The 24,493-nt window shown below is 53.4% G+C and carries 24 protein-coding genes; 10 read left to right on the top strand and 14 right to left on the bottom strand.

All coding sequences use genetic code 11. The features are described from left to right. Positions 1 to 120 precede the first annotated feature (120 nt). Positions 121 to 666 (bottom strand): electron transport protein HydN, encoded by a 546-nt coding sequence (gene hydN / locus FHD02_RS03010; RefSeq protein WP_003037366.1) that lies wholly within the window; start codon positions 664 to 666, stop codon positions 121 to 123. 145 nt (positions 667 to 811) lie between these two features. Next, on the bottom strand, positions 812 to 1,825 hold the full coding sequence (locus FHD02_RS03005; protein ID WP_220393577.1) for a LacI family DNA-binding transcriptional regulator: 1,014 nt from the start codon (positions 1,823 to 1,825) through the stop codon (positions 812 to 814). Positions 1,826 to 2,089: 264 nt separating this feature from the next. Between FHD02_RS03005 and ascF the strand changes: the two genes are divergently transcribed. The 3 genes from ascF (at position 2,090) to FHD02_RS02990 (ending at position 5,415) form a co-directional block, all read left to right on the top strand. Further along, on the top strand, positions 2,090 to 3,544 hold the full coding sequence (gene ascF / locus FHD02_RS03000) for a PTS cellobiose/arbutin/salicin transporter subunit IIBC (RefSeq protein WP_220393553.1): 1,455 nt from the start codon (positions 2,090 to 2,092) through the stop codon (positions 3,542 to 3,544). 22 nt (positions 3,545 to 3,566) lie between these two features. Then, the gene (locus FHD02_RS02995) at positions 3,567 to 4,991 is read left to right on the top strand and encodes a 6-phospho-beta-glucosidase (protein WP_220393552.1); all 1,425 of its coding nucleotides are present in this window, start codon (positions 3,567 to 3,569) and stop codon (positions 4,989 to 4,991) included. A 172-nt stretch (positions 4,992 to 5,163) separates the two neighbouring features. Continuing rightward, entirely contained in the window at positions 5,164 to 5,415 is a 252-nt protein-coding gene (locus tag FHD02_RS02990; protein WP_220393551.1) for a SymE family type I addiction module toxin, read from the top strand. A 45-nt stretch (positions 5,416 to 5,460) separates the two neighbouring features. Here FHD02_RS02990 and hycI read toward each other — a convergent pair whose 3' ends face one another. The 9 genes from hycI to hycA all read right to left on the bottom strand — a co-directional run bounded on the left by hycI (position 5,461) and on the right by hycA (position 13,339). Beyond that, positions 5,461 to 5,931, bottom strand: a complete 471-nt coding sequence (gene hycI / locus FHD02_RS02985; RefSeq protein ID WP_137349493.1) for a hydrogenase maturation peptidase HycI — start codon at positions 5,929 to 5,931, stop codon at positions 5,461 to 5,463. Next, positions 5,924 to 6,334 carry a formate hydrogenlyase maturation HycH family protein gene (locus tag FHD02_RS02980; protein WP_003037385.1) on the bottom strand — a complete coding sequence of 137 codons (411 nt, stop codon included), beginning with the start codon at positions 6,332 to 6,334 and terminating at the stop codon, positions 5,924 to 5,926. The genes hycI and FHD02_RS02980 overlap by 8 nt, the downstream gene beginning before the upstream one ends. After that, positions 6,331 to 7,098, bottom strand: a complete 768-nt coding sequence (gene hycG, locus FHD02_RS02975) for a formate hydrogenlyase subunit HycG (RefSeq protein WP_003037388.1) — start codon at positions 7,096 to 7,098, stop codon at positions 6,331 to 6,333. Before hycG ends, FHD02_RS02980 begins: the two co-directional genes overlap by 4 nt. Further along, positions 7,098 to 7,640, bottom strand: a complete 543-nt coding sequence (hycF, locus tag FHD02_RS02970; RefSeq protein WP_061382331.1) for a formate hydrogenlyase subunit HycF — start codon at positions 7,638 to 7,640, stop codon at positions 7,098 to 7,100. Before hycF ends, hycG begins: the two co-directional genes overlap by 1 nt. A gap of 9 nt (positions 7,641 to 7,649) precedes the next feature. Beyond that, entirely contained in the window at positions 7,650 to 9,359 is a 1,710-nt protein-coding gene (gene hycE / locus FHD02_RS02965) for a formate hydrogenlyase subunit HycE (protein ID WP_006687169.1), read from the bottom strand. A gap of 17 nt (positions 9,360 to 9,376) precedes the next feature. Continuing rightward, on the bottom strand, positions 9,377 to 10,300 hold the full coding sequence (locus FHD02_RS02960; protein ID WP_042310580.1) for a respiratory chain complex I subunit 1 family protein: 924 nt from the start codon (positions 10,298 to 10,300) through the stop codon (positions 9,377 to 9,379). Positions 10,301 to 10,302: 2 nt separating this feature from the next. Further along, the gene (gene hycC, locus FHD02_RS02955) at positions 10,303 to 12,129 is read right to left on the bottom strand and encodes a formate hydrogenlyase subunit 3 (RefSeq protein ID WP_137361209.1); all 1,827 of its coding nucleotides are present in this window, start codon (positions 12,127 to 12,129) and stop codon (positions 10,303 to 10,305) included. Beyond that, positions 12,126 to 12,737 (bottom strand): formate hydrogenlyase subunit HycB, encoded by a 612-nt coding sequence (gene hycB / locus FHD02_RS02950; protein WP_032940517.1) that lies wholly within the window; start codon positions 12,735 to 12,737, stop codon positions 12,126 to 12,128. Before hycB ends, hycC begins: the two co-directional genes overlap by 4 nt. A 143-nt stretch (positions 12,738 to 12,880) precedes the next feature. Continuing rightward, positions 12,881 to 13,339 carry a formate hydrogenlyase regulator HycA gene (gene hycA / locus FHD02_RS02945; protein WP_042310585.1) on the bottom strand — a complete coding sequence of 153 codons (459 nt, stop codon included), beginning with the start codon at positions 13,337 to 13,339 and terminating at the stop codon, positions 12,881 to 12,883. Positions 13,340 to 13,537: 198 nt separating this feature from the next. On the opposite strand from hycA, the gene hypA reads away from it, so the two are divergent. The 6 genes from hypA to flhA all read left to right on the top strand — a co-directional run bounded on the left by hypA (position 13,538) and on the right by flhA (position 19,575). Then, a complete protein-coding gene (hypA, locus tag FHD02_RS02940; RefSeq protein ID WP_220393550.1) occupies positions 13,538 to 13,909 on the top strand; it encodes a hydrogenase maturation nickel metallochaperone HypA in 372 nt (123 codons plus the stop codon). A gap of 103 nt (positions 13,910 to 14,012) precedes the next feature. Beyond that, entirely contained in the window at positions 14,013 to 14,885 is an 873-nt protein-coding gene (gene hypB, locus FHD02_RS02935; RefSeq protein WP_038633101.1) for a hydrogenase nickel incorporation protein HypB, read from the top strand. Beyond that, positions 14,876 to 15,148 (top strand): hydrogenase 3 maturation protein HypC, encoded by a 273-nt coding sequence (hypC, locus tag FHD02_RS02930; RefSeq protein WP_038633103.1) that lies wholly within the window; start codon positions 14,876 to 14,878, stop codon positions 15,146 to 15,148. Before hypB ends, hypC begins: the two co-directional genes overlap by 10 nt. After that, entirely contained in the window at positions 15,149 to 16,270 is a 1,122-nt protein-coding gene (gene hypD, locus FHD02_RS02925) for a hydrogenase formation protein HypD (RefSeq protein WP_137371071.1), read from the top strand. Then, entirely contained in the window at positions 16,267 to 17,277 is a 1,011-nt protein-coding gene (gene hypE / locus FHD02_RS02920) for a hydrogenase maturation carbamoyl dehydratase HypE (RefSeq protein ID WP_061382333.1), read from the top strand. The genes hypD and hypE overlap by 4 nt, the downstream gene beginning before the upstream one ends. A 219-nt stretch (positions 17,278 to 17,496) precedes the next feature. Then, positions 17,497 to 19,575 carry a formate hydrogenlyase transcriptional activator FlhA gene (gene flhA / locus FHD02_RS02915; protein WP_061382334.1) on the top strand — a complete coding sequence of 693 codons (2,079 nt, stop codon included), beginning with the start codon at positions 17,497 to 17,499 and terminating at the stop codon, positions 19,573 to 19,575. A gap of 94 nt (positions 19,576 to 19,669) precedes the next feature. Here flhA and FHD02_RS02910 read toward each other — a convergent pair whose 3' ends face one another. The 3 genes from FHD02_RS02910 to dcuC form a co-directional block, all read right to left on the bottom strand. Next, on the bottom strand, positions 19,670 to 20,014 hold the full coding sequence (locus FHD02_RS02910) for a nitrous oxide-stimulated promoter family protein (RefSeq protein WP_042311148.1): 345 nt from the start codon (positions 20,012 to 20,014) through the stop codon (positions 19,670 to 19,672). An 85-nt stretch (positions 20,015 to 20,099) separates the two neighbouring features. Then, positions 20,100 to 21,794 carry an NAD-dependent malic enzyme gene (locus FHD02_RS02905; protein ID WP_137361211.1) on the bottom strand — a complete coding sequence of 565 codons (1,695 nt, stop codon included), beginning with the start codon at positions 21,792 to 21,794 and terminating at the stop codon, positions 20,100 to 20,102. 51 nt (positions 21,795 to 21,845) lie between these two features. Next, the gene (dcuC, locus tag FHD02_RS02900; protein ID WP_042310602.1) at positions 21,846 to 23,213 is read right to left on the bottom strand and encodes a C4-dicarboxylate transporter DcuC; all 1,368 of its coding nucleotides are present in this window, start codon (positions 23,211 to 23,213) and stop codon (positions 21,846 to 21,848) included. Positions 23,214 to 23,566: 353 nt separating this feature from the next. Here dcuC and FHD02_RS02895 point away from each other — a divergent pair, with 353 nt between their 5' ends. Continuing rightward, positions 23,567 to 24,460, top strand: coding sequence for a MurR/RpiR family transcriptional regulator (locus FHD02_RS02895; protein ID WP_137371070.1), 894 nt, complete (start codon positions 23,567 to 23,569; stop codon positions 24,458 to 24,460). The last annotated feature ends 33 nt before the right edge of the window (positions 24,461 to 24,493 follow it).

The raw sequence follows: 24,493 nt of genomic DNA, 5'->3' as shown, positions 1-24,493 counted from the left end.
CCGCAGTCATCTATCCCGGTTTGCCGGATGGCGGCTGCGCCTTATCCGGCCTACATGACTCCCGTGTAGGCCTTAAAGCAGCGCGCCATCAGGCACGTATTTTACGCGGATTTTTAGCGATCAGAACAGCAAAGATGCGGTGGAGTCCAGCGCCGCGCGACGGCGTTTTTCAGCGCTCAGTTGCTCAAGCTTATTGCGATCCACATAAATCAGCGCGTGAGTCGGGCAGACTTCCATACAGGCAGGACCCGCTTCACGGTGGTGGCACAGGTCGCACTTGTTGGCTTCGGCTTTTTCTGCACGAACGTTCAGACCCGCGCCGCTGTTACGCACAACCGGACGCACGACAACTTCCATTGCCCCATAAGGACACGCCACCACGCAGGTTTTACAGCCAATGCAGCGTTCCTGCATCACGTGGACAAAGCCTTTATCACGGCTGATTGCTCCGTTCGGACAGACGTTAGCGCACGGCGCGTCTTCACACTGGCGACACAGCGTTGCCGTGGAGACGTTAACGCCTTTGATGACGTGAATGCGGGGTAAAAAGGTTTCAGGGGTCAGCGATGCGCAGTCCTGGTTATCCTGATGGGATACCACGCAGGCCACTTCACAGGTACGGCAACCAATGCATTTATTGGCGTCTGCAATGATGAAACGGTTCATCAATTTCTCCAGCAATGACAGATTATCTGCCGAAGCATTCACGAATCGTGCCAAATTTTAATGCACTGTTATTAAAGGGTTTTTATTTTGATGGATGTGAGAATGGTGTGTCATCGTCACTAGTGACGATGACAAATGACAGCCGTCAGCGCGAAACATACGGCGCAACAGAGTCGCGCTGAATGAGTTCCCCGATGAAGATTTTTGGCGGTGTAAATACTCCATCGCCCAGCATAAATATCAGGCGGCCGATCGTTTCCTGGATCATTTCCGTCACCGGAATTTTGACGCTGGAAAGCGCCGGAATAGTGTATGACGCGAGGGCGATATCATCGAAACCAATCACCGACACCTGTGCAGGCACGCGGACACCCTGCTCATGCAACTGCTTCATCGCACCTATCGCCATATCATCATTGCTGGCCACCAGCGCGGTAAAATTGACCTTGCGTGCAAGCAAGGTATCAACACCCGCCGCTCCGCAGGCTGGCGTCCATTTTCCTTTGACAATCAAATCATTATTTAGCGGAATGCCATGCGCAGTCAGCGCGTCTTTATAGCCTGAGAGTCGTTCCACGCCGGTAGGTGAATCCATCGAGCCGGTAATAAAACCAATCTCCTGGTGCCCGGCGGCAATCAACTGCGCAACGGCGTTAAAGCTGGTTTGTTTTTGATCGCACCAGACGCTGTGGCTACTGTTTTTACGCAGCCGTCGGTTAAGCACCATAATCGGCTGGGCGTGCGCGTCAATGATCTCGTCTATTTCATCTACGCTGAGAAAACGCGGATAAATCATAATCGCGTCACAGCGCAGGTCGAGTAAGTACTGGATCGCCTGACGCTCTTCCTCTGCGCTATGCTTACCATCAGCCAGCAACAACTGGCGCCCCTTATCCTCCGCCATCCGCGCGGTGTGAAACAGCAGCTCGCTGAAATAGACGCCATGATAAAGAGTGTTGGTCACCACCAGACCCAGCGTTTGCGTGGTCTTCGCTGCCAGACTGCGCGCCAGTAAATTAGGGCGGTAACCACTCTCTTCAATGGCCTGAAACACACGGTCTTTGGTTTCCTGGCTGACGTAACCGTTCCCGGAAAGCACCCGGGAAACCGTCGCTTTCGACACCCCGGCCCGCTTCGCCACTTCCAGCATCGTGGTCATAGTACTCATCCCTTTTCTCTTAATGTGACGCAGTGTACTGCACCGTTTCGCCGCTGTCCTTGCTGCTAAAACGCGGCGCCTGACATCTGGTGATCATCATCACAATTATAAAAATAATAAAAATTAAATCTTGTTTAAAAATTATAAATTAAACATTCTTTTGTGGAACCGGTTTCCCATTTGAGTTTCATCAACTCAGAAACGCGACCTGCGCAAACGGATAAAAACATAACGTACCCTACTGATAAAACAGGATTAAATCCGATGTCCAAGAATTATGCAGCGCTGGCGCGCTCCGTTGTGACGGCTCTGGGAGGCGTCGACAACATCACAGCAGTGACCCACTGTATGACCCGTTTGCGTTTCGTTATCAAAGATGATGCGCAGGTCGATAGCGCGACACTGAAAACGCTTCCTGGCGTGCTGGGCGTAGTACGTAACGATAATCAGTGTCAGGTGATCATCGGCAACACCGTTTCGCAGGCGTATCGCGAAGTTGTCAGCCTGCTACCTGCCAACATGCAGCCTGCTGAGCCGCAAACCAAACCCCGGCTGACGCTGAAACGGATTGGCGCGGGGATCCTCGATGCGCTGATCGGCACGATGTCACCGCTGATCCCGGCAATTATCGGTGGATCAATGCTCAAGCTGCTGGCAATGGTTCTGGAAATGACCGGCGTGCTGGTGAAAGGATCGTCCACCCTCACCATTCTGACCGTTATCGGCGACGGCGCATTTTTCTTCCTGCCGCTGATGGTCGCCGCTTCGGCAGCCATTAAATTCAAAACCAACATGTCGCTGGCAATTGCTATTGCGGGTGTGCTGGTCCATCCCAGCTTTATCGATCTTATGGCAAAAGCCGCGCAGGGTGAGCACGTTGAGTTCGCCCTGATCCCGGTGACGGCGGTGAAATATACCTACACAGTGATCCCGGCACTGGTCATGACCTGGTGTCTGTCATACATCGAACGTTGGGTGGATCGTATCACTCCGGCAGTGACAAAAAACTTCCTCAAACCGATGCTGATCGTGCTGATCGCCGCCCCGCTCGCGATCGTTTTAATCGGTCCGATTGGTATCTGGATCGGTAGCGCAATTTCAGCGCTGGTCTATACCATTCACGGCTATCTCGGCTGGCTGTCGGTCGCCATTATGGGCGCATTGTGGCCGCTGTTGGTGATGACGGGTATGCACCGCGTGTTTACGCCCACCATTATCCAGACCATTGCCGAAACCGGTAAAGAAGGCATGGTGATGCCGTCGGAAATCGGCGCCAATTTGTCGTTAGGTGGTTCATCGCTGGCAGTGGCATGGAAAACCAAAAACCCGGAGCTGCGCCAGACGGCGATAGCGGCAGCCGCCTCAGCCATCATGGCGGGCATTTCTGAACCCGCGCTGTATGGCGTGGCAATTCGCCTGAAACGTCCGCTGATTGCGAGCCTTATCAGCGGTTTTATCTGCGGTGCTGTTGCCGGAATGGCCGGGCTTGCAAGCCATTCCATGGCGGCTCCGGGCCTGTTCACCAGCGTACAATTTTTCGATCCGGCCAATCCGATGACCATTGTTTGGGTATTTGGCGTGATGGCGCTGGCGGTAGTGCTTTCCTTTGTATTAACACTGATTCTCGGCTTTGAAGATATTCCTGTCGAAGATGCAGCCGCGCAGGCCAGAAAAAACCAGGCCGCACAACCGGGCAATATCAATGGAGCCAGCATTTGACTGGTATGAACTGAGGTTAATTATGTCTGTTTTTCCGCAAGGATTTTTATGGGGCGGCGCATTGGCCGCCAACCAGTCTGAAGGGGCATACCGGGAAGGGGGCAAAGGGCTGACTACCGTCGATATGATCCCCCACGGCACACACCGTATGCCCGTCAAACTGGGTCAGGAGAAGCGCTTTGCGCTGCGGGATGACGAATTTTATCCCAGCCATCAGGCGATCGACTTTTATCATCGCTATAAAGAAGATATCGCGCTGATGGCGGAAATGGGGTTTACGGTTTTTCGTACTTCCATTGCCTGGAGCCGCCTCTACCCCAACGGCGACGAGATAGCACCGAATGAAGACGGAATCGCGTTTTATCGGGCCGTGTTTGCCGAGTGTAAAAAATACGGTATTGAGCCATTAGTCACGCTGTGTCACTTCGATGTGCCTATGCATCTTGTCACCGAGTACGGCTCCTGGCGTAACCGCAAAATGGTGGAGTTCTTTACCCGCTACGCCCGTACCTGCTTCGAGGCCTTTGACGGTCTGGTGAAGTACTGGCTGACGTTCAACGAAATCAACATTATGCTGCACAGCCCCTTTTCAGGCGCCGGGCTGGTATTTGAAGAAGGTGAAAATCAGGACCAGGTGAAATATCAGTCCGCTCACCACGAACTGATAGCCAGCGCCCTGGCGACTAAAATAGCCCATGAAATTAATCCGCAAAACCAGGTCGGTTGTATGCTGGCTGGCGGTAATTTTTATCCTTATTCGTGTAAGCCGGAAGATGTGTGGACCGCGCTGGAAAAAGACCGCGAAAACCTGTTCTTTATTGATGTGCAGGCGCGCGGGGCCTACCCGGCTTACTCTGCCCGCGTGTTTCGCGAAAAAGGCGTAGCGATAGAAAAAGCCGCGGAAGATGACGACATCCTGAAGAACACCGTCGATTTCGTCTCGTTTAGCTATTACGCATCACGCTGCGCCTCCGCTGACATGAACACTGGCAACACCAGCGCTGCCAACGTAGTGAAATCACTGCGTAATCCGTACATTGCCGCCAGCGAATGGGGCTGGGGTATCGATCCGCTTGGCCTGCGCATCACCATGAATATGATGTATGACCGTTATCAGAAGCCGCTGTTTCTGGTGGAAAACGGACTGGGGGCGAAAGATGAAATCGATGCCAACGGCGAGATCAATGACGACTATCGCATTCGCTATCTACGCGAACACATCCGCGCCATGGCTGATGCCATTGAGGATGGTGTGCAGCTAATGGGTTACACCACCTGGGGCTGTATCGATCTGGTTTCCGCCTCAACCGGCGAGATGAGCAAGCGTTATGGTTTTGTGTATGTGGACCGGGACGATGCGGGCCAAGGCACGCTGGCGCGTACCCGCAAAAAATCATTCTGGTGGTACAAAAAAGTGATCGCCAGTAACGGGGCCGATCTGGCGTAATCGCTCAGCCGGAGGAGTCTGTAATCCTCCGGCTGAATCGCTTATTTTCATTTCATGAATTGCATTCAAAATGTGGAATCTTCCTTCCAGTTTCCGGTTTGCCCTTGCGCATTTTTACTGGCATTTTATTCAGTAGTTTTTGCTCTTATCCGTTCACCACAAGGAAGCGTTCATGTCTGATGAAAATGGCACAACAGCAGTGGCTATCAGCAAACCCGTACGTCGTTTGAAAGTGGGTTATGTCAGAAAACGCCATGAAGATCGTAACACGGGTTTCACGCTCCGTATCAGTCGGCATGCCTCGCTAACGCTGAACGGCGACTGGCTGGAACAAGCGGGATTCCCTACCGGGACGGCAGTGAATGTTTCGGTGATGCAGGGGAAATTAATTATTGAGCAGGCAACGGAAGAACAGAGAGTGTGAGGCTCAAAACAGGCCGGATGCCACGGGCATCCGGCGCTGGTAAGGTTAGTCTTCTGGCGCTTCTAACTCGGAAAATCCACCGTGGCCTTCCCACCCGGCTAATCGTTGATAGACTGTCTCGACCGCATCTTTGATTGGCTGCGTCATCGGGTAATAAAAACCGACAATATCCGGCTGAATGCCGAGGAAGATCACCTCGCCAACATCCTCTTTTAGCTGATCGACCAGATAGTTCAGCGGCATGTTGTGGGTGGTCATCATGAACATTTCGGCAATATCATCAGGGTCGATAATGCGGATTTCACCAGGGTTTAACCCCATGTCGGTGGCATCCACAATCAACAGACGCTGCGGGCGCAATTCACGGATCGCGACGATATCGTTTTCCGGCGCGCTGCCGCCGTCGATGACAACCCAGTTGCCCTGAGGACTGGCAGCGCACATTTCCGCCAGTAGCGGACCCGCGCCGTCATCGCCCATCATGCTGTTGCCGACACAAAGTAAAACGTCAGTCACGGTGTCTCCTCACCATCAGATAGATGGCGCTTTCCTGGTGAATATCATGCAGCATGCTGAGCATCAGCTTGCTCCACTCCTGCTGCTGAGGAGTCTGCACGGCGCGCGCATCATCAAACGCGCGAGCCAGCATTTGCACATGGTTGAAATCGATGACGATCTCGCCATACTTCGGCACGCCTTCCATTTTCCGGCGGGCTTCGCTTCCTTCGGCAAGCGTGGCAATCCATGCCAGATATTCATCCCACGGACAGGTTAACGCCGCTTCCAGGCAATCGATGATCCCAAGGTGGTGACCAATCGCCAGGCTGTAATAGACAACCTGCTGCGCCTCTGCGGGCGTCGCATCGTTCTCATCAATAAACTTACGGCTCAGTTGACTGAACACCACCGTTTCACTCATCGGATACGCGCCTCTTCGACTACATGGTTAAGATGCGTGACGATTTCGGTCAGACGCGGATCGTTTTCCGCTTCCAGCCAGCGCGCCACCTGATGTTCACCCTGCCCTAACTGCGTCATATAGTCATCAGCAATCTGGCGACCGTAGCGATAACCCGCCAAACGGCGAGCTTCACGGTCCACCTTCACACGCAGCGGTTGAACCATATCCGGATGCAGAATTTCAGCGGGCTGTTCGTCCAGTTCACCTGGCGCACGCGCATGAATTTTCTGTTCCAGCAGACCCAGCGCCATCGCAAAACCGTACAGCGTTGCCGCAGGCGTCGGCGGACAGCCAGGAATATACACGTCCACCGGTACGATTTTATCCGTGCCGCCCCATACGCAGTATAAGTCGTGGAAGATACCGCCGCTGTTACCGCAGGCGCCGTAAGAGATACAAATTTTCGGATCCGGCGCAGACTGCCAGGCGCGCAGCGCCGGAGAACGCATCGCGCGGGTTACCGCGCCGGTAAACAGCAGGATATCCGCATGACGCGGCGACGGTACCACTTTGATACCAAAGCGTTCGGCATCAAACAGCGGAGAGAGCGTGGCGAAAATTTCGATTTCGCAGCCGTTGCAGCCGCCGCAGTCCACACGATAAACATATGCTGAACGCTTGATGCTTTTCAGCAGCGATGCTTTCATGCTGGCAATGGATTCATCCACCGTCATCGGTACCGGAATACCGTTGGCGTCACGTGGGCCTAATAAATTGCTCATCAGCTGGCCTCTTTCATATGGCGAGTCAGTTCAATACGGTCAGACGGCACCAGACATTTCTGGCGCTTACAATCCGGGCAGGTCTCAAAGCTTTCACGGTGGTTTTCCGCGCGGCTGTCACCGTTGTGCTTGAGCAGCGCAATGGCGTAATCAATCTCTTTTTGTACCGCGAACGGGCGGTTACAGACGCGGCAGTTACACAGCGAAAAACGAGACTGCTGCAGGAAATCTTCTTTCTTCCATACCGCCAGCTCATATTCCTGCGACAGCTTGATCGCCGCCGTCGGGCAAACTTCTTCGCAGCGGGCGCAGAAGATGCAGCGACCGAGGTTGAACTGCCAGGCCAGCTCATTGGTAGCCAGATCGGTTTCGACCGTCAGCGCGTTAGACGGACACGCATTAACGCAGGCCGCGCAGCCAATGCACTGCTGCGGATTGTGCTCTGGTTTGCCGCGGAAGTTTTTATCGACCGCAATCGGCTCCAGCGGATACGACGACGTCGGCGCCCCAGTTTTGATGACTTTTTTGATAAAGGTAAACATGGCGATTCCTTATTTCAGCGGCGAGTTTTTACGCTCGATGCTGTAGCGCTCAAGTTCTTTGTACGGCACGACTTTGCTCTTCTTCTTACGCACATCGACCACGGTCATACGGTCGGTACAGGAGTAGCAAGGATCGAGGCTACCGATAATCAGCGGGGCATCGGAAACAGTGTTGCCACGCAGCATGTAACGCAGCGTTGGCCAGTTGGCGTAGGTTGCCGCACGGCAGCGCCAGCGATACAGTTTCTGGTTATCGCCGGTCATGCTCCAGTGGATGTCATCCCCGCGCGGCGCTTCGGCAAAGCCCAGCGCGAAGCGGTGAGGAATATAGGTAAAGCCTTCCACCGCCAGCGGGCCGCCCGGCAGGTTGTCCAGACCAAAGTCGATCATGTTCAGTGCGGTATAGACTTCATTGATACGGACTTTAAGACGAGAAATAACATCGCAACCCTGCTCGCTGTGCACTTCCATCGGCAGCAGGCCATAACCGACAAACGGGTGATCGGCACGGGTATCACGCGCGTGACCGCTGGCGCGAACCATCGGACCGACGTTACTAAAGTCGCGGGCGATCTCCGGATCCAGACGGCCAATACCCACGGTACGCTGTTCCATGTTCGGCGTGCTGAGCAGCATATCGACTAGTTCCTGCACCTCACGACGCATCTGCTGCGCCAGTTGACGGGTCTGGATCATATCGTCTTTCAGCAGGTCACGACGGATACCGCCGATCAGGTTCATACCGTAAGTTTTACGCGCCCCGGTGAGGATCTCCGCCATCTTCATCGACGTTTCACGCACGCGGAAGAACTGCATAAAGCCGGAGTCAAAACCGGTGAAGTGACAGGCCAGGCCGAGGTTCAGCAGATGCGAGTGCAAGCGTTCCACTTCCAGCAGAATGGCGCGGATCATCTGCGCGCGTTCCGGCACCACGATACCCATCGCATTCTCTACGGAGGTGGTATAGGCGGTGCTGTGGGCAAAACCGCAGATGCCGCACACGCGGTCCGACAGGAACGTCACTTCGTTGTAACCCATACGGGTTTCCGCCAGTTTCTCCATGCCGCGGTGGACATAGAACAGACGATAGTCGGCGTCGATGATGTTCTCGCCGTCAACAAACAGACGGAAGTGACCGGGTTCATCGGAGGTCACGTGCAGCGGGCCAATCGGCACCACGTTATTTTTCTTGTCGCCCAGTTCATTGATGAACTCGTAGGTTTCAGCATCGGTGGTCGGCGCCGGGCGCTGACGATAATCCATACTGTCTTTACGCAGCGGATACAGCTCGTCCGGCCAATCATCCGGCAGCACCAGACGACGTTCATCCGGCAAACCGACCGGGATCAAACCGTACATGTCGCGCACTTCACGCTCGCCCCAGACGGCAGCCGGAACGCGTGGCGTCACGGATGGGAATTCCAGCTTATTGGCATCCACTTCAACGCGGACGGTGATCCAGCACTTGGTGCCCTGCTCCATCGACATCACGTAATAAACGGCGTAATGGCCGCACAGCTGACGTTCGTCGTTACCAAACAGCACGGACAACCAGCCGCCCTGTTTGTAGTACAGGAACTCAACCACTTCCGGCAAGTAGTTCACCTTGACGGTGATAGTCAGCTGATCTTTAGTCTGCCAGGCTTCATCCAGCACCACGCCCGGAAAGGCCTGGTGCAGAGCGGCGAGATAGTGTTGACCTAATTTTTCTTCAGACATGCTCAAACTCTCTTAAATCACGCCACCAGCAAGGAGACGAACGCTAAAAACGCAAACCCAAAACCGGCCCAGGTCACGCGTGAAGTGGCGCAAAAACGCAGACGCGCCATGCTGTTTTCGAACAAGGCGATGACCAGCACGCCGAGGACCAGCTTGACGACGGCAATCACCAGCGCCAGCAGCAACCCACCCGCGGTGAAGGTTTCCATCTGTCCCCACGGCAGGAACACGCCGACGAACATTTGCAGAACGACCAATTGTTTGAGGCTAATGCCCCACTTCAGCACCGCAAAACCGCTGCCGCTGTATTCGGTCAATGGACCTTCCTGCAACTCCTGCTCTGCTTCCGCCAGATCGAACGGCAGTTTGCCCATTTCGATAAAGGTGGCGAAAGCACAGGCGCACAGCGCCAGAATCAGCGGGATGCTGCGCGCAGCAGGCCAGTGATAAACGGTATCGGCGATATTGCTGATATGCGTTGAACCCGCAACCTGCGCCGCTACCCACAGACCCAGCAGCAGGATAGGTTCAACCAGCACGCCGAGCATCGCTTCACGGCTGGCGCCAATAGCGGTAAACGGACTACCGGTATCCAGACCCGCGATAGAGAAAAAGAAACGGGCGATGGCGAACAGGTAAATTAAGGTGATCAGATCGCCCAATTGCGGCAGCGGTGAACCAACAGTCACGACCGGTAACGCGGTGGCAATAGTCAGCATCACGCCCACCATCACAAACGGCGTCAGGCGGAAAACCCAGCTGGAATCCGCAGGCGCAATGCTCTGACGGCCCAGCAGTTTGATAATGTCGCGGTATTCCTGCAAAACGCCCGGACCGCGGCGATTGTGCAAACGCGCACGCGCCACGCGGGTCACACCGGACAGCAGCGGCGCAACGGCAAACAGCACCAGCGCCTGAATTAACGGATATAAAACACTCATTTTCAGGCTCCTCGTGAAACCACAATCACCACCAGCACCGCCAGCTCAATCAACGCCAGGCGACGAAACAGTACCGGGGCGGCCGCATTCTGCCAGCCCGGAACCAGTGATACCGGGTTCAGCCATTTACGCAGTTTGAGTACCGGGGCAAAGGCTTCTTTCACCGGCATGGCAAAACCGTGTGCGGTAATAACCATTGACTGCTCGTGATCGTAACCACACACCCATGCCGCACCGCGTGAACGCGACGGCAGACGGTTGCCTTTGAAAATTGCCATGATGATGAACGGCAGCAGCGGACACGCGATCAGCAGCAGCGTGATCATCGGCTGAGAAACGGTGGTGTTCGCCGTTTCCAGCGGCAATGGAACGGCAGAGGAAATCATCGGCAGCAGCCACGGCGCAGCAACGCCGCCAATCACGCAGCAGATAGCCAGCGCAACCACGCTCACGCCCATCAGGATTGGCGCGCAGCAGGCATTTTCAGCTTCCTTCGTGCGCGGCGCGCCAAGGAACGTAACGCCATACACTTTCGCCATACACATCACCGCCAGCGCGCCAGTAATCGCCAGTCCTACCGCCAGCAACGGCCCTAACAGACGACCGACAAACGCGCCGCTGTTACCCAGTTTAAAGAAGGACTGATAGATGACCCACTCACCGGCAAAACCGTTCAGCGGCGGCAGTGCGGCCATCGCCATCAGGCCAACCAGCATCGCCAGAGAGATAACCGGCATACGTTTACCGATACCACCCAACTTCTCGATATCACGATGACCGGTACGGAACCAGATGCTGCCAGCACCGAGGAACAGAACGCTTTTGAACAGGCTGTGGTTGACCAGATGATACAGACCACCGGTCAAACCCAACGCAATCAGCGCCGGTTGATTCAGCGCAATCCCGGTTACGCCAGCGCCCAGACCCAGCAGAATAATGCCGATATTTTCCAGCGTGTGGTACGCCAGCAGACGCTGGATGTTATGTTCCATTAACGCATACAGACCGCCGACAAATGCGGTGATCATGCCCAGCACCAACAGCGTAATGCCCCACCACAGCGGCGCGTTACCGCCCAGCAGGGACAAGGAAAGAATACCCAGCAGACCGACCTTCATGACCACGGTAGAAAACAGTGCCGCAGCCGGCGCGCTGGCGTTGGCATGTGCCTGTGGCACCCAACCGTGCAGGGGGATAATCCCGGCCAGCAGGCCAAAACCCGCCACGCCCAGCAGCCAGATGTCAGACCCAAGCGGCAGCTCCTGGGTGCGCAGATCGAGCAGACGCAGTTCCAGCGTACCGTAGCGCTGCCACACCAGGTAGCAGGCAATCGCCAACAGCAGCGTACCGATGCGCCCCAGCGCAAACCACAGTTTGCCCTCTTTACTGCAACCGGTCAGGAACACCGCGCACAGTGCCATGATTTCCGCCATCACCACCAGCGTACCGAGGTTGCTGGCAACTACCGCACATACCGCTGCGGCCATCAGCAGATTCACCAGCAGGCCGTTGGCTTTCACCTGTGGATGGCGATGCCAGTCAATGTTGTACAGGCTGACAAACAGACCACACAGGCCCAGGGTAATCAGCCAGATAGCGTTCAACGGGGTAATTTGCAGGCTGTGACCAATAAACGGCATCACACCGCTTACCGCCAGCGCGTTGGTCAGCACCATAAAACCCGCGCCAGCCGTACACAAACTGCCAACCGCACCGCCAACCCCTGCAATCCAGCCGCTCAGTGGTTTATGAAATGAAAACAGAAATGCCAGAACAGCAGCCGCTGTAAACCAGGCCACGCCGCTGTTAATCAGTGAAATTGCGCTCATTTTGCATCTCCACTTTGAGCCTGCTGAAACAAGGTGAGATCGCCGAAGTCGGTATTGAAAGTCAGCTCACGTTTACGTTTGCTGGCGCGGGCGATATCCATGTTGCTCACCAGATGCAGGGCTTTGGTCGGGCACATGCGTACGCAGGCCGGACCTTGCTCGTCAAAACTACACAGATCGCATTTCACCGCGATGGCACGAACGCCCGGAACCCAGTCCAGCAGCGTGCTTACGCGAGCTGGAGCTGGCGGAGCCGGAGGCGCTTTTGATGTATTGGCGTTTGCCGGGATATGCAGCGGACGGCTACCGGAAAACTCAATAGCACCGAACGGACAGGCGATCCCGCACAGTTTGCAGCTTACGCACAGGCTTTCATTCAGCTGTACGGCACCATCAACGCGATTAATCGCATTAACCGGACAAACGGTAGCGCATGGCGCATCTTCACACTGGTGGCAAAGCTGCGGCGCGGATTCTTTTTCATTTAACATCACTTTCAGGCGCGGCATTGACTGCAGGCCATGCTGGCGATGTGTCTCTGAGCAGGCGGCTTCACAGGTGTGGCAGCCGATACAAAGAGTGGAGTCAGCAATTACAAAACGATTCACCAGGCATTCCTCAGGTGATAGTCATTTTTGACGAAAACATGTCAGGCAAATGTCATTTCGACATTTTCGACATGCCCATTCCCTAAACTGTCGTGACGCAGAAGTAAAGCCGCATCATGACAAACGTGGGCAGCACCCGAGGCTTAAGCCGGGCTATGTCCCTCAACCAGCTGGCTTAAATTCACCGGCATATTGTTTTCAACCGCCGTATACAGGCTGTCATAGACGCTGGCGATTTTTTCGAGATAGTGCTCCAGCACCTGATCGCGATCGCGGTTGCTGATACGCTCATCAACTTTACCGTCGATGGTCAACTGTGCCTGTGCAATCAGTTGTTTATCATCACCCTCTTTCGTTTCGACGTAATACTCGATGGTGTGACTGTTAAAGCCATCCGCCAGCGTGACATAGATAACGAAGTGTTCAAAAAGGACAAAGCACAGATCTTTGTCCGGCGCACAGCTCATCGCATGATGCAAACGCGCTTTCGACAAGGTGATCCCCTGAACCAGCGAGTTGCAGTAAATACGCCACTGGTCCTGTAGGCGACGATGCCGTTCAGCGATGTAATCGGCTTTTTCGCTTATTTCCCAAATAGTCATGTCAGGTTACCCGTTTAGCAGAGATGAACAGCCTTAAGCACATTTCATGCCAAAATTAATTTTCTTTATTTTCATAAACATAAGAAATCAAAGGCGGGTGACGATGTGTCATTTCGTCATCGTCGTCATTGTCACGAATGAAAAAATTCAACCTGGCATGTTTATTGCTTTTAATACGACAACTTCACAGGAGGCGGTATGCACGAAATAACCCTCTGCCAACGGGCACTGGAATTGATTGAACAACAGGCCACGCAACACGGAGCAAAGCGAGTAACTGGGGTCTGGCTCAAAATTGGCGCATTTTCTTGCGTAGAAACCAGCGCTCTCGCCTTTTGTTTTGATCTGGTATGCCGTGGGACCCTTGCAGAAGGTTGTAAACTCCACCTCGAAGAACAAGAAGCGGAATGTTGGTGCGAATCTTGTCAGCAATATGTCACGTTACTGACGCAACGCGTGCTTCGGTGCCCGCAATGCAACAGCGATACGCTGAGAATTGTGGCCGATGACGGTCTACAGATTCGACGAATTGAAATAGACAGTAATTCTGCGCCGGATGGCGACGCTTAAGCGTCTTATCCGGCCTACAGGAATAGCCTGAGTTGTAGGCCGGATAAGGCGAAGCCGCCATCCGGCAACAGATTTACCGCAAGATAGAGATCAGGAGTGAGCGATGTGTACGACATGTGGTTGCGCTGAAGGCAACCTTTATATAGAGGGTGATGAGCATAATCCCCACTCGGCGTTTCGCAGCGCGCCATTTGCCCCGGCGGCTCGCCCGGCGCTGAATATTACCGGTGTGAAAACCTCTAATTTCGCACCGAGCCAGACCGCAGAAGGCGACCTTCACTACGGTCATGGCGAGGCGGGTACCCATGCGCCAGGCATGAGCCAGCGCCGTATGCTGGAAGTCGAAATTGACGTGCTGGACAAAAATAACCGTCTGGCCGAACGTAACCGCGCCCGTTTTGCCGCTCGTCAGCATCTGGTATTAAACCTCGTATCAAGCCCGGGCTCTGGTAAAACGACGCTGCTGACCGAAACGCTGATCAAGCTGAAAGACAGCGTACCGTGCGCCGTGATTGAAGGCGACCAACAGACGGTCAACGATGCCGCCCGTATTCGCGCCACCGGCACCCCAGCCATCCAGGTCAACACTGGTAAAGGTTGCCACCTTGACGCGCAAATGATTGCTGACGCCGCGCCGCGTTTGCCGCTTGATGACAACGGCATTCTGTTTATTGAAAACGTCGGTAACCTGGTCTGCCCAGCCAGCTTCGACCTCGGCGAACGTCATAAAGTGGCGGTGCTGTCCGTCACCGAAGGCGAAGATAAGCCGCTAAAATATCCGCATATGTTTGCCGCCGCATCGCTGATGCTGCTCAATAAAGTGGATCTGCTGCCGTACCTCAATTTTGATGTTGAAAAGTGCATCGCCAGCGCCCGGGAAGTGAACCCGGACATTGAGATCATCCTGATTTCCGCCACCAGCGGCGAAGGGATGGACCAATGGCTCTCCTGGCTGGAGACACAGCGATGTGCATAGGTGTTCCGGGTCAAATCCGCACCATTGATGGCAACCAGGCCAAAGTCGACGTTTGCGGTATTCAGCGCGACGTCGACCTGACGCTGGTCGGTAGCTGTGATGAAAATGGTCAGCCGCGTCTGGGTCAGTGGGTACTGGTCCACGTCGGCTTTGCGATGAGCATCATTAATGAAGCAGAAGCGCGCGACACGCTCGACGCACTGCAAAACATGTTTGACGTTGAGCCGGATGTCGGCGCGTTGCTGTACGGCGAGGAAAAATAAATGCGTTTTGTTGACGAATACCGCGCACCAGAACAGGTGATGCAGTTGATAGAGCACCTGCGTGAACGTGCCGCTCTCCTCCCCTACACCGCCGAACGACCGCTGCGCATCATGGAAGTTTGTGGTGGTCATACCCACGCTATTTTCAAATTCGGGCTCGACCAGTTGCTGCCCGAAAACGTGGAGTTCATTCACGGTCCTGGCTGCCCGGTTTGCGTTCTGCCGATGGGCAGGATCGACAGCTGTGTTGAAATCGCCAGCCATCCGGAAGTGATTTTCTGCACCTTTGGCGACGCCATGCGCGTGCCGGGAAAACAAGGCTCACTACTACAGGCCAAAGCGCGCGGCGCGGATATCCGCATCGTCTATTCACCGATGGATGCGCTGAAGCTGGCACAGGAAAACCCGACACGTAAGGTTGTGTTCTTTGGCCTGGGTTTTGAAACCACAATGCCAACCACCGCCATTACCCTGCAGCAGGCCAAACAACGCGATGTGCAGAACTTTTACTTTTTCTGTCAGCACATTACGCTTATCCCCACGCTGCGCAGCCTGCTGGAACAGCCGGACAACGGCATCGATGCCTTTTTAGCACCGGGGCATGTCAGCATGGTGATTGGCACCGACGCCTATAATTTCATTGCCTCAGATTTCCATCGCCCGTTAGTGGTCGCCGGCTTTGAGCCGCTCGACCTGCTGCAAGGCGTGGTGATGCTGGTTGAACAGAAAATCGCCGCCCATAGTCAGGTCGAAAACCAGTACCGCCGCGTAGTACCGGATGCCGGTAACACCTTAGCGCAACAGGCCATCGCTGAGGTATTTTGCGTCAACGGCGACAGCGAATGGCGTGGTCTGGGCGTGATCGAATCGTCTGGCGTTCACCTGACGCCGGACTATCAACGTTTTGATGCCGAAGCGCATTTTCAGCCAGCGCCACAGCAGGTATATGACGATCCACGCGCGCGTTGTGGAGAGGTGTTGACCGGCAGATGTAAACCGCATCAGTGTCCATTATTTGGCAAAACCTGTAACCCGGAGACCGCGTTTGGCGCACTGATGGTCTCCTCAGAAGGCGCATGTGCCGCCTGGTATCAGTATCGTCAGCAGGAGTGTGAAGCATGAACAGCGTACAACTCGCCCACGGTAGCGGCGGTCAGGCTATGCAGCAGTTGATCAACAGTCTGTTTATGGAAGCTTTTGCTAATCCTTGGCTGGCGGAACAGGAAGATCAGGCGCGTCTGGAGCTGGCGCAACTGGTTGCAGAGGGCGACCGCCTGGCGTTCTCTACCGACAGCTACGTTATCGACCCGTTGTTCTTCCCCGGCGGCAATATCGGCAAGCTGGCTATCTGCGGTACGGCGAACGATGTCGCCGTCAGCGGCGCTATTCCGCGTTATCTCTCCTGCGGGTTTATCCTTGAAGAAGGTCTGCCGATGGAGACGCTGAAAACCGTCGTCACCAGCATGGCGGCAACCGCACGCGAAGCGGGCATCGCCATCGTGACCGGTGATACCAAAGTCGTGCAGCGTGGCGCCGCAGATAAGTTGTTTATCAACACCGCCGGTATGGGGGCGATCCCCGCCAACATTCACTGGGGCGCGCAAACTCTCGGCCCTGGCGATGTATTGCTGGTTAGCGGTACGCTTGGCGATCATGGCGCAACCATTCTTAATCTGCGCGAGCAATTGGGTCTTGATGGCGAACTGGTCAGCGACTGTGCGGTGTTAACGCCGCTCATTCAGACGATACGTGATATACCCGGCGTGAAGGCGCTGCGTGACGCCACGCGTGGCGGCGTGAATGCGGTGACGCATGAGTTTGCCGCATCATGCGGATTTGGTATTGAGCTGTCTGAAGCGGCCCTGCCTGTGAAGCCTGCGGTGCGTGGCGTTTGCGAGCTGTTGGGCCTCGATGCGCTCAACTTTGCCAACGAAGGCAAACTGGTGATTGCCGTTGAGCGTCAGGCTGCTGAAAGCGTGCTTGCCGCGCTGCACGCGCATCCGTTAGGACGCGATGCGGCAATGATTGGTGAAGTGGTTGAACGTAAAGGCGTACGTCTTGCCGGACTGTATGGCGTGAAACGAACCCTCGATTTACCACACGCTGAACCATTACCTCGTATATGCTAGCAGCCAGTTGGCAGCATACTGTAGGCCGGAGAAGACGCATTTGCGTCACTATCCGGCATTAACGCTGCATTATCGCCTGATGGCGCTTTGCTTATCAGGCCTACGGATTGCGTGACCAGCGAGTTTGCGGTCAGCCATCCGGCAATAATTTACGACTTATACCTATAATTCATTTACCGTTTTCGCACCGTTTTGCGGTGCTTTCCCTGGAAAAGCAATATGTCGTATACACCGATGAGTGACCTCGGACAGCAAGGACTGTTCGATATTACTCGTACATTATTACAGCAGCCCGATCTTCAGTCTCTCAGCGAGGCGCTTACACAGCTGGCCAAGCGTTCCGGACTGGCCGACTGCGCGGCTATTGTCTTATGGCAGGCACAAACGCAACGTGCGCGTTATTTTGCGACGCGCGAAAATAGTAAACCTATCGATTATGAAGACGAAACGGTGCTGGCGCATGGGCCGGTACGCCGTATTCTGTCGCGCCCCGACGCGCTGCACTGCAACTATCATGAGTTCACGGAAACCTGGCCGCAGCTGGCATCCGGCGGATTATATTCTGAATTTGGTCACTACTGTCTGCTGCCGCTGGCGGCGGATGGGCGCATCTTTGGCGGTTGCGAATTCATTCGCAATGAAGACCGGCCATGGAGCGAAAAAGAGTACAATCGGCTGCAGACCTTCACCCAGATTGTCGGTGTCGTGGCTGAACAAATTCAAAGCAGAGTCAGCAATAACGTCGATTACGATCTGCTGTGCCGTGAGCGTGACAACTTTCGCATTCTGGTCGCCATCACCAATGCGGTGCTTTCCCGACTGGACATAGACGAACTGGTCAGCGAAGTCGCTAAAGAGATCCACCATTATTTCGACATCGATGCTATCAGCATCGTGTTACGCAGCAGTCGCAAAAATAAGCTGAGCATCTACTCCACCCACTATCTGGATGAACATCACCCGGCGCATGAACAGAGCGAAGTGGACGAAGCAGGCACGCTCTCTGAGCGGGTCTTCAAAAGCAAAGAGATGCTGCTGATTAACCTGAGCGAACGCGACGCCCTTGCTCCTTATGAACGGATGCTGTTCGAGACCTGGGGCAACCAGCTACAAACTCTGTGCCTGCTGCCGTTAATGTCCGGTAATAACATGCTTGGCGTACTAAAGCTGGCGCAGTGCGAAGAGAAAGTCTTCACCACCGCCAACCTCAAACTGTTGCGCCAGATTGCCGAACGCGTGGCGATTGCCGTGGATAACGCCCTCGCCTACCAGGAAATTCACCGTCTGAAAGAACGTCTGGTCGATGAAAACCTGGCGCTGACCGAGCAGCTCAACAACGTTGACAGTGAGTTCGGCGAAATCATTGGCCGCAGCGAAGCAATGTACAGTGTGCTCAAACAGGTCGAGATGGTGGCGCAAAGCGACAGCACCGTATTGATTCTCGGCGAGACCGGAACAGGCAAGGAGCTGATCGCCAGAGCAATTCATAACCTGAGTGGCCGTAACGCCCGCCGGATGGTAAAAATGAACTGCGCGGCAATGCCTGCCGGATTGCTGGAGAGCGATCTGTTTGGTCATGAGCGCGGCGCGTTTACCGGGGCCAGCACGCAACGTATTGGGCGTTTCGAACTGGCGGACAAAAGCTCACTGTTCCTTGATGAAGTGGGCGATATGCCGCTTGAGCTTCAGCCGAAGCTATTGCGCGTTTTACAGGAACAGGAGTTTGAGCGTCTGGGCAGCAATAAGCTGATCCAGACCGATGTCCGTTTGATCGCCGCCACCAACCGCGATCTGAAAAAGATGGTCGCCGATCGCGAGTTTCGCAACGATCTGTACTATCGGCTGAACGTCTTCCCGATCCATCTGCCGCCGCTGCGTGAACGCCCGGAAGATATTCCGCTGCTGGTAAAAGCCTTCACCTTTAAAATTGCCCGCCGGATGGGGCGCAATATCGACAGTATACCCGCCGAAGCACTGCGTACGCTGAGCAGTATGGAATGGCCGGGTAACGTGCGTGAACTGGAAAATGTGGTAGAACGCGCAGTACTGCTCACAAGAGGCAATGTACTGCAACTGTCTCTGCCGGATGTCGTCGCTTTGTCGCCTTCCACGCCGCCGGTGGCGACCGAAGTCGCACAAGATGGTGAAGATGAATACCAGCTGATCATGCGCGTGCTGAAAGAGACTAACGGCGTTGTTGCCGGTCCCAAAGGCGCGGCGCAACGACTGGGGCTGAAGCGCACGACGTTACTGTCACGCATGAAGCGCCTGGGTATTGATAAGGATGCGCTGGTTTAACGGTTCACCCGATAGCGCTTTGCTTATCGGGTCTACCCACAGGTGTATTTGTAGGCCGGATAAGCAAAGCCGCCATCCGGCATAGAATTGTTACTTACTTCTTCCGCTGGTACTTCTCGGGCAATTCCGGGACGGGACGTTTGTCATCAATCAGATGACGTACGGTCAGGATCGGATGACGCCAGAGCATTCTTGGCCCAGCCCAACGCATAATCTGCTTCATCTCTTCACGTTTGGCGGGTTGATAACAGTGTACCGGGCACTGTTTGCAGGCCGGTTTTTCCTCACCAAATACGCATTTATCGAGGCGCTTTTGCGCATAGGCAAACAATGCATCGTAATGTCCCGGCTCGTCTACAGCCTGCGGACACTGGCTCTCGTACAGCGAGATCATTCTCTGGATCGTCATTTTTTCTCGTGCAATACGTTTGCCGGACATGGTGCCTCCCCTATTAAGTTGCATAAATAATACACCTTAATAGTGAAGGCAACCATGACCTGCGAACAATTCCCTGGGAGAATAGTTAAATTGCCCTGCGTTTATAAGGACGGTAGTGCGGTAGCCAAAAGTTATCTTTAATGCTCCGCAACAAGGCATCGTCGCTCATTTTTTCCGCCACACCTGACTGCTGCGCCGCCTTGCCGACCTCAAACGCAATATTGCGAGTCACATCGCATATTGTGCCAATCTCTGGTAACAGCGCGCCTTCACCGTCATGCACCAGCGGAGAAGCTTCCGCCAGCGCACGGCTTGCCGCCATCAACATAGCCTCTGTTATCCGCGTCGCGCCGCTGGCAATAGCCCCCAGACCGATCGCCGGGAAAACATACACGTTATTACACTGTGAAACAGGAATGACACGTCCATACATCTCTACCGGCTCGCATGGGCTACCGGTTGCGATAATGGCCTGTCCCTCGGTCCAGTGAAGAATATCTTCTGGCCGTGCTTCCATTTTTGAGGTGGGATTCGACAATGGCATCACGACAGGGCGATCGCAGTATTGGTACATCGTGCGAATCACCTCCTGCGAGAACAATCCAGCCTGACCCGAAACCCCCAACATTACCGCGGGTTTGGCATTACGGATCACTTCCAGAAGTGACGGCGCCAGCCCCTCATACTGCCAGTCAGAAATTTCCTCGGGTGACTGCGCCAGCGGTTGCTGGAAATCAGCTAAGGCATTATTGCTGGTCATTACCAGACCGTCGCGGTCGACCATAAAAATGGTCCGTCGGGCTTCGGCCTGCCCCATGCCTTCTGACATACGACAAGCAACAATATGCCGGGCGATCCCACATCCCGCAGCCCCCGCCCCAACAATCACGATGGATTGCTGATGAAAGTCCCGGCCGCTGCCACGGCAGGCTGCGAGTATGGTTGCCAGAGCCACCGATGCCGTGCCCTGGATATCATCATTAAAACAGCACAGTTCATCGCGATAACGTTCAAGCAAAGGCACGGCCGTATGCTGGGCGAAATCTTCAAACTGCAGTAGAACATTAGGCCAGCGCCGTTTTACGGCAGCAATAAACATTCCAATAAACGCGAAGTAATCTTCACCGGTTACGCGCGGATGACGCCAGCCGATATAGCGCGGATCGTCCAGCAGTCGCGTATTGTTCGTGCCGACATCCAGTAGAATGGGTAACGTATTGGCCGGATTAACCCCGCCACACACGGTATAGAGCGAAAGTTTTCCGATAGGAATTCCCATACCGCCAACACCCTGGTCGCCCAATCCCAGAATACGCTCGCCATCGGTGACGACGATGACCTTGATATCGTGACGTGGAATATCATGCAATATATCGTCAATACGTTCGCGATCGGGCCAGGAAATAAAGACGCCACGCGCACGACGATATATCCAGGAGAATTTTTCACAGGCGGCCCCAACCACTGGGGTATAAACAATTGGCAGCATCTCTGGCAGATACTTTTTCAGCAGGTAATAAAATAACGTTTCGTTGGTATCCTGAATATTACGCAGATAAATATGCCGTGCGTTATGGGATTCTGCTTCGATATACTGTTGATAAGCTCGCTCGGCTTGTTCATCAATATTTTCAATGGCGCATGGCAGTAAACCGCCAAGGTTAAAGTCATGCCTTTCTTGCTGCGTGAAGCTGCTGCCCTTGTTTAATAACGGAGACTCAAGCAGTAACTTTCCCGTAAACGGGACGTATAAAACATCGTTTGTCACGTTGTCATCCATAAATTGCAACCAGATAAAAAATAAGAGCCTGTGTTACCAGGCTCTCGGTATTCAAATCAGGACATAGTTGGCTATCAGCATCGCTGCGATACCTGCAAGCGCAGGAAGCAGGGTTCTTCTGACAATCATAAATGGTGAACATTCACCCGCTTTACTCACCGCAATAATGATGCCAGCCACTGGAGACATCGAGCGCCCCATACCCGCCATCAGCTGCATAGGGAGGATCATATTGACGGCGCTTTCACCAAATTTTGCCGCAATTGAAGGAGCCAGTCCGGAGAAAGAGAAAAAGGCTGCAACGCCAGATCCGGTCAGCACAGCGGTGATCCCCACCAGGGCGGTCATCACCAGCGTCATGCTGGTAAAGCCCAGACCGGCGTTTTGTACGGACTGCAACAGATAATCTACAGCACCAATTTTCTGCAGTCCCTGAGCATAAATATCCGCACATACCAGCAAAGAAACGATGCTGGTAAACATACTGCCCATGCCTTTGAAAAAGACCTGTATCCCTTTACAGCAGCTTTTGAAATCACGCGTGGTCGCCAGCTCGAAGAAAAAGGCGACAACTGCGCCAAGAATCATCGCAGTCACCACATCGATTTTGATAGATTTGATCACCAGCGGGCTAAAGACCAACACCAGTACCACCGGCAGAACCGGCAACAGCGCGTAAATAGCAGGAACTTTACGCCCTTCTTCTTCAGCCTCAACCACGCTTTGCGCGCCGGGTACGAAGCCATCTTTTTTGTCGAAATACTTCGCGGTAAAGTAAATCACCACCGCCACAGCCAGCATCACCACCACCGCTACCGGCATCTGATAATGGGCAAAGTAGATAGCACTTTCCATACCGGCATGCTTCGCCGCCAGATTGGCCGTACCTACCGCAGGTCCTAAGTCCATAAACGCGCACAAACCAATCATCGCGGCCGCGGAGGCTTTACTCACCCCAAGGCGAACCAGGACCGGGAAGAATGTCACCAGCAGCAGCATCGCCAGGCCTGCCGCACTTGAAATTGCCACATGCAGAAGCTGCGCACAGATATACCCCAACGCAAGGATTAAGTAAGGCGCTTTAATCACCTGCAGCGGCCGAATACACATATTGACCATCGCATTCGACGCTTTAATATGATCCATATAGCTGGCGAATCCACCCGCAGCCATAATGATAAGACCAATACCTGCAATTTGTGTGGTAAGCGATTCTTTTGCAAAGCTAAAGATATCCAGCCAGGTTGACCCCGTGGATTTTGCTTTATCATACAGAATACTGTTTTCTGGATAAAACAGTACGGTAATGGTCAATAATGCCAGTCCAGCGAGTAATAAAACAGTTTGCGGCTGATAATTTTTCACAATTAACCATGCAGCAATAACTGTTATCACTATTGCTATAATAAACGCCGTCATAATAACAATTCCTATGCCATATAAATCGGGTAGGGTTACCTGTCACATCATCATAACTTATGTAGGATAGTAAAGAATCACCCCTATATATAAGCAGCTATAATATGTACATAAAATTATCGTATTACATACTCAAACATTGAGTTTTAATTGTAATGGGTTGTGTGGTTGTAAAATACGGGAAAGGTGTTTTCCCACCCCTTTTTGTGAGTAAGATCGCAACTCATCTGAATGCGTCCGCCTTCCCAAGAAAAGACTGGATGTGGGTGTCCAACATATTCATTCTATGATTGACGTCGAAAGCGTATTATCCTATAACAACGTTGATATACAACAGCCATCGGGTGTTATCCATGTACAAGAAAAACACATTAAGTCTGGATGAGTATAACTCACTCACTCTTAATATGGGTGATCTAACTGAATCTGAGTGCCGACTTAATGAGTACATTAATAAACACTTTAATGAACTCCCCTATCATGGCATTGTGGATCTTTCACAAAATGCGATGGTAAGCAAAGCGACCATTGGCCGGTTCTTAAATAAAATTGGCTTTACAGGTTATGCAGCTTTCCGCAAAGCATTAGACATTACGTTGTCAAAAAATAAAATTTCTGCGCCTTTTGAGAAAAACACCAAACTACGTAACAACCCCAGCATTACCACAGAAAGTATCGTTACTGATTTCACATGTAAAGTATCAGAATTATTTAATCAATTTAAAAATAATATCGATATTGAAAGCCTGAATGCTTTTATCGATCTGGTACTGAACAATCAACGTCATATTTATGTTGTCGGCCCTTCATCTTCTCATGCCATGGCGACACATTTTTGTACCCTGCTAAAATACTTTCGCAGCGATATAACACTGTTACCGACAGACATCAGCGAACTTCCCAAATGTCTTATCAATATTGAGGAGAAGGACGTACTGATTGTCTTCTCCTACTATCGATTCAATCGGGTTGCCCTCAATATTGCAAAGTGGTTCAGAAAAAAGAATGCCGTCGTGGTACTGGTTACCAACTCAGAAGCGAACCCTTACGGTAAATTCTGCGATCTGCAGTTTGTTCTTCCCAGCGACGTACAGTCCATTTTTCAAAGCCGTATACTCGGCTTCTTTTTTATCGAACTCATTTTGCATCTGGCTTATGAGAAAGGCGATAACGAGGGGAATTTTGCCCAACTGGAGGAATTATTCGTCTTTTTTGAAACTTTTTCGGCATCAGCCCACAACACTTAGCGCCGCCAGGAGAGTGCCTCCTCCCGGCAGCAT

The organism is Citrobacter sp. EC_71 (assembly GCF_019584005.1).
Classification (GTDB): domain Bacteria; phylum Pseudomonadota; class Gammaproteobacteria; order Enterobacterales; family Enterobacteriaceae; genus Citrobacter; species Citrobacter werkmanii.
The sequence above is the reverse complement of the archived record's forward strand: the minus strand, read 5'-3'. Positions and strand labels throughout refer to the sequence as shown.

What these genes read in the sequence shown, in the direction of transcription:
- hydN (WP_003037366.1), bottom strand. Translation starts at nt 666, where the DNA reads ATGAACCGTTTCATCATTGCAGACGCCAATAAATGCATTGGTTGCCGT.
- FHD02_RS03005 (WP_220393577.1), bottom strand. Translation starts at nt 1,825, where the DNA reads ATGACCACGATGCTGGAAGTGGCGAAGCGGGCCGGGGTGTCGAAAGCG.
- ascF (WP_220393553.1), top strand. Translation starts at nt 2,090, where the DNA reads ATGTCCAAGAATTATGCAGCGCTGGCGCGCTCCGTTGTGACGGCTCTG.
- FHD02_RS02995 (WP_220393552.1), top strand. Translation starts at nt 3,567, where the DNA reads ATGTCTGTTTTTCCGCAAGGATTTTTATGGGGCGGCGCATTGGCCGCC.
- FHD02_RS02990 (WP_220393551.1), top strand. Translation starts at nt 5,164, where the DNA reads ATGTCTGATGAAAATGGCACAACAGCAGTGGCTATCAGCAAACCCGTA.
- FHD02_RS02980 (WP_003037385.1), bottom strand. Translation starts at nt 6,334, where the DNA reads ATGAGTGAAACGGTGGTGTTCAGTCAACTGAGCCGTAAGTTTATTGAT.
- hycG (WP_003037388.1), bottom strand. Translation starts at nt 7,098, where the DNA reads ATGAGCAATTTATTAGGCCCACGTGACGCCAACGGTATTCCGGTACCG.
- hycF (WP_061382331.1), bottom strand. Translation starts at nt 7,640, where the DNA reads ATGTTTACCTTTATCAAAAAAGTCATCAAAACTGGGGCGCCGACGTCG.
- hycE (WP_006687169.1), bottom strand. Translation starts at nt 9,359, where the DNA reads ATGTCTGAAGAAAAATTAGGTCAACACTATCTCGCCGCTCTGCACCAG.
- FHD02_RS02960 (WP_042310580.1), bottom strand. Translation starts at nt 10,300, where the DNA reads ATGAGTGTTTTATATCCGTTAATTCAGGCGCTGGTGCTGTTTGCCGTT.
- hycC (WP_137361209.1), bottom strand. Translation starts at nt 12,129, where the DNA reads ATGAGCGCAATTTCACTGATTAACAGCGGCGTGGCCTGGTTTACAGCG.
- hycA (WP_042310585.1), bottom strand. Translation starts at nt 13,339, where the DNA reads ATGACTATTTGGGAAATAAGCGAAAAAGCCGATTACATCGCTGAACGG.
- hypA (WP_220393550.1), top strand. Translation starts at nt 13,538, where the DNA reads ATGCACGAAATAACCCTCTGCCAACGGGCACTGGAATTGATTGAACAA.
- hypB (WP_038633101.1), top strand. Translation starts at nt 14,013, where the DNA reads ATGTGTACGACATGTGGTTGCGCTGAAGGCAACCTTTATATAGAGGGT.
- hypC (WP_038633103.1), top strand. Translation starts at nt 14,876, where the DNA reads ATGTGCATAGGTGTTCCGGGTCAAATCCGCACCATTGATGGCAACCAG.
- hypD (WP_137371071.1), top strand. Translation starts at nt 15,149, where the DNA reads ATGCGTTTTGTTGACGAATACCGCGCACCAGAACAGGTGATGCAGTTG.
- hypE (WP_061382333.1), top strand. Translation starts at nt 16,267, where the DNA reads ATGAACAGCGTACAACTCGCCCACGGTAGCGGCGGTCAGGCTATGCAG.
- flhA (WP_061382334.1), top strand. Translation starts at nt 17,497, where the DNA reads ATGTCGTATACACCGATGAGTGACCTCGGACAGCAAGGACTGTTCGAT.
- FHD02_RS02910 (WP_042311148.1), bottom strand. Translation starts at nt 20,014, where the DNA reads ATGTCCGGCAAACGTATTGCACGAGAAAAAATGACGATCCAGAGAATG.
- FHD02_RS02905 (WP_137361211.1), bottom strand. Translation starts at nt 21,794, where the DNA reads ATGGATGACAACGTGACAAACGATGTTTTATACGTCCCGTTTACGGGA.
- dcuC (WP_042310602.1), bottom strand. Translation starts at nt 23,213, where the DNA reads ATGACGGCGTTTATTATAGCAATAGTGATAACAGTTATTGCTGCATGG.
- FHD02_RS02895 (WP_137371070.1), top strand. Translation starts at nt 23,567, where the DNA reads ATGTACAAGAAAAACACATTAAGTCTGGATGAGTATAACTCACTCACT.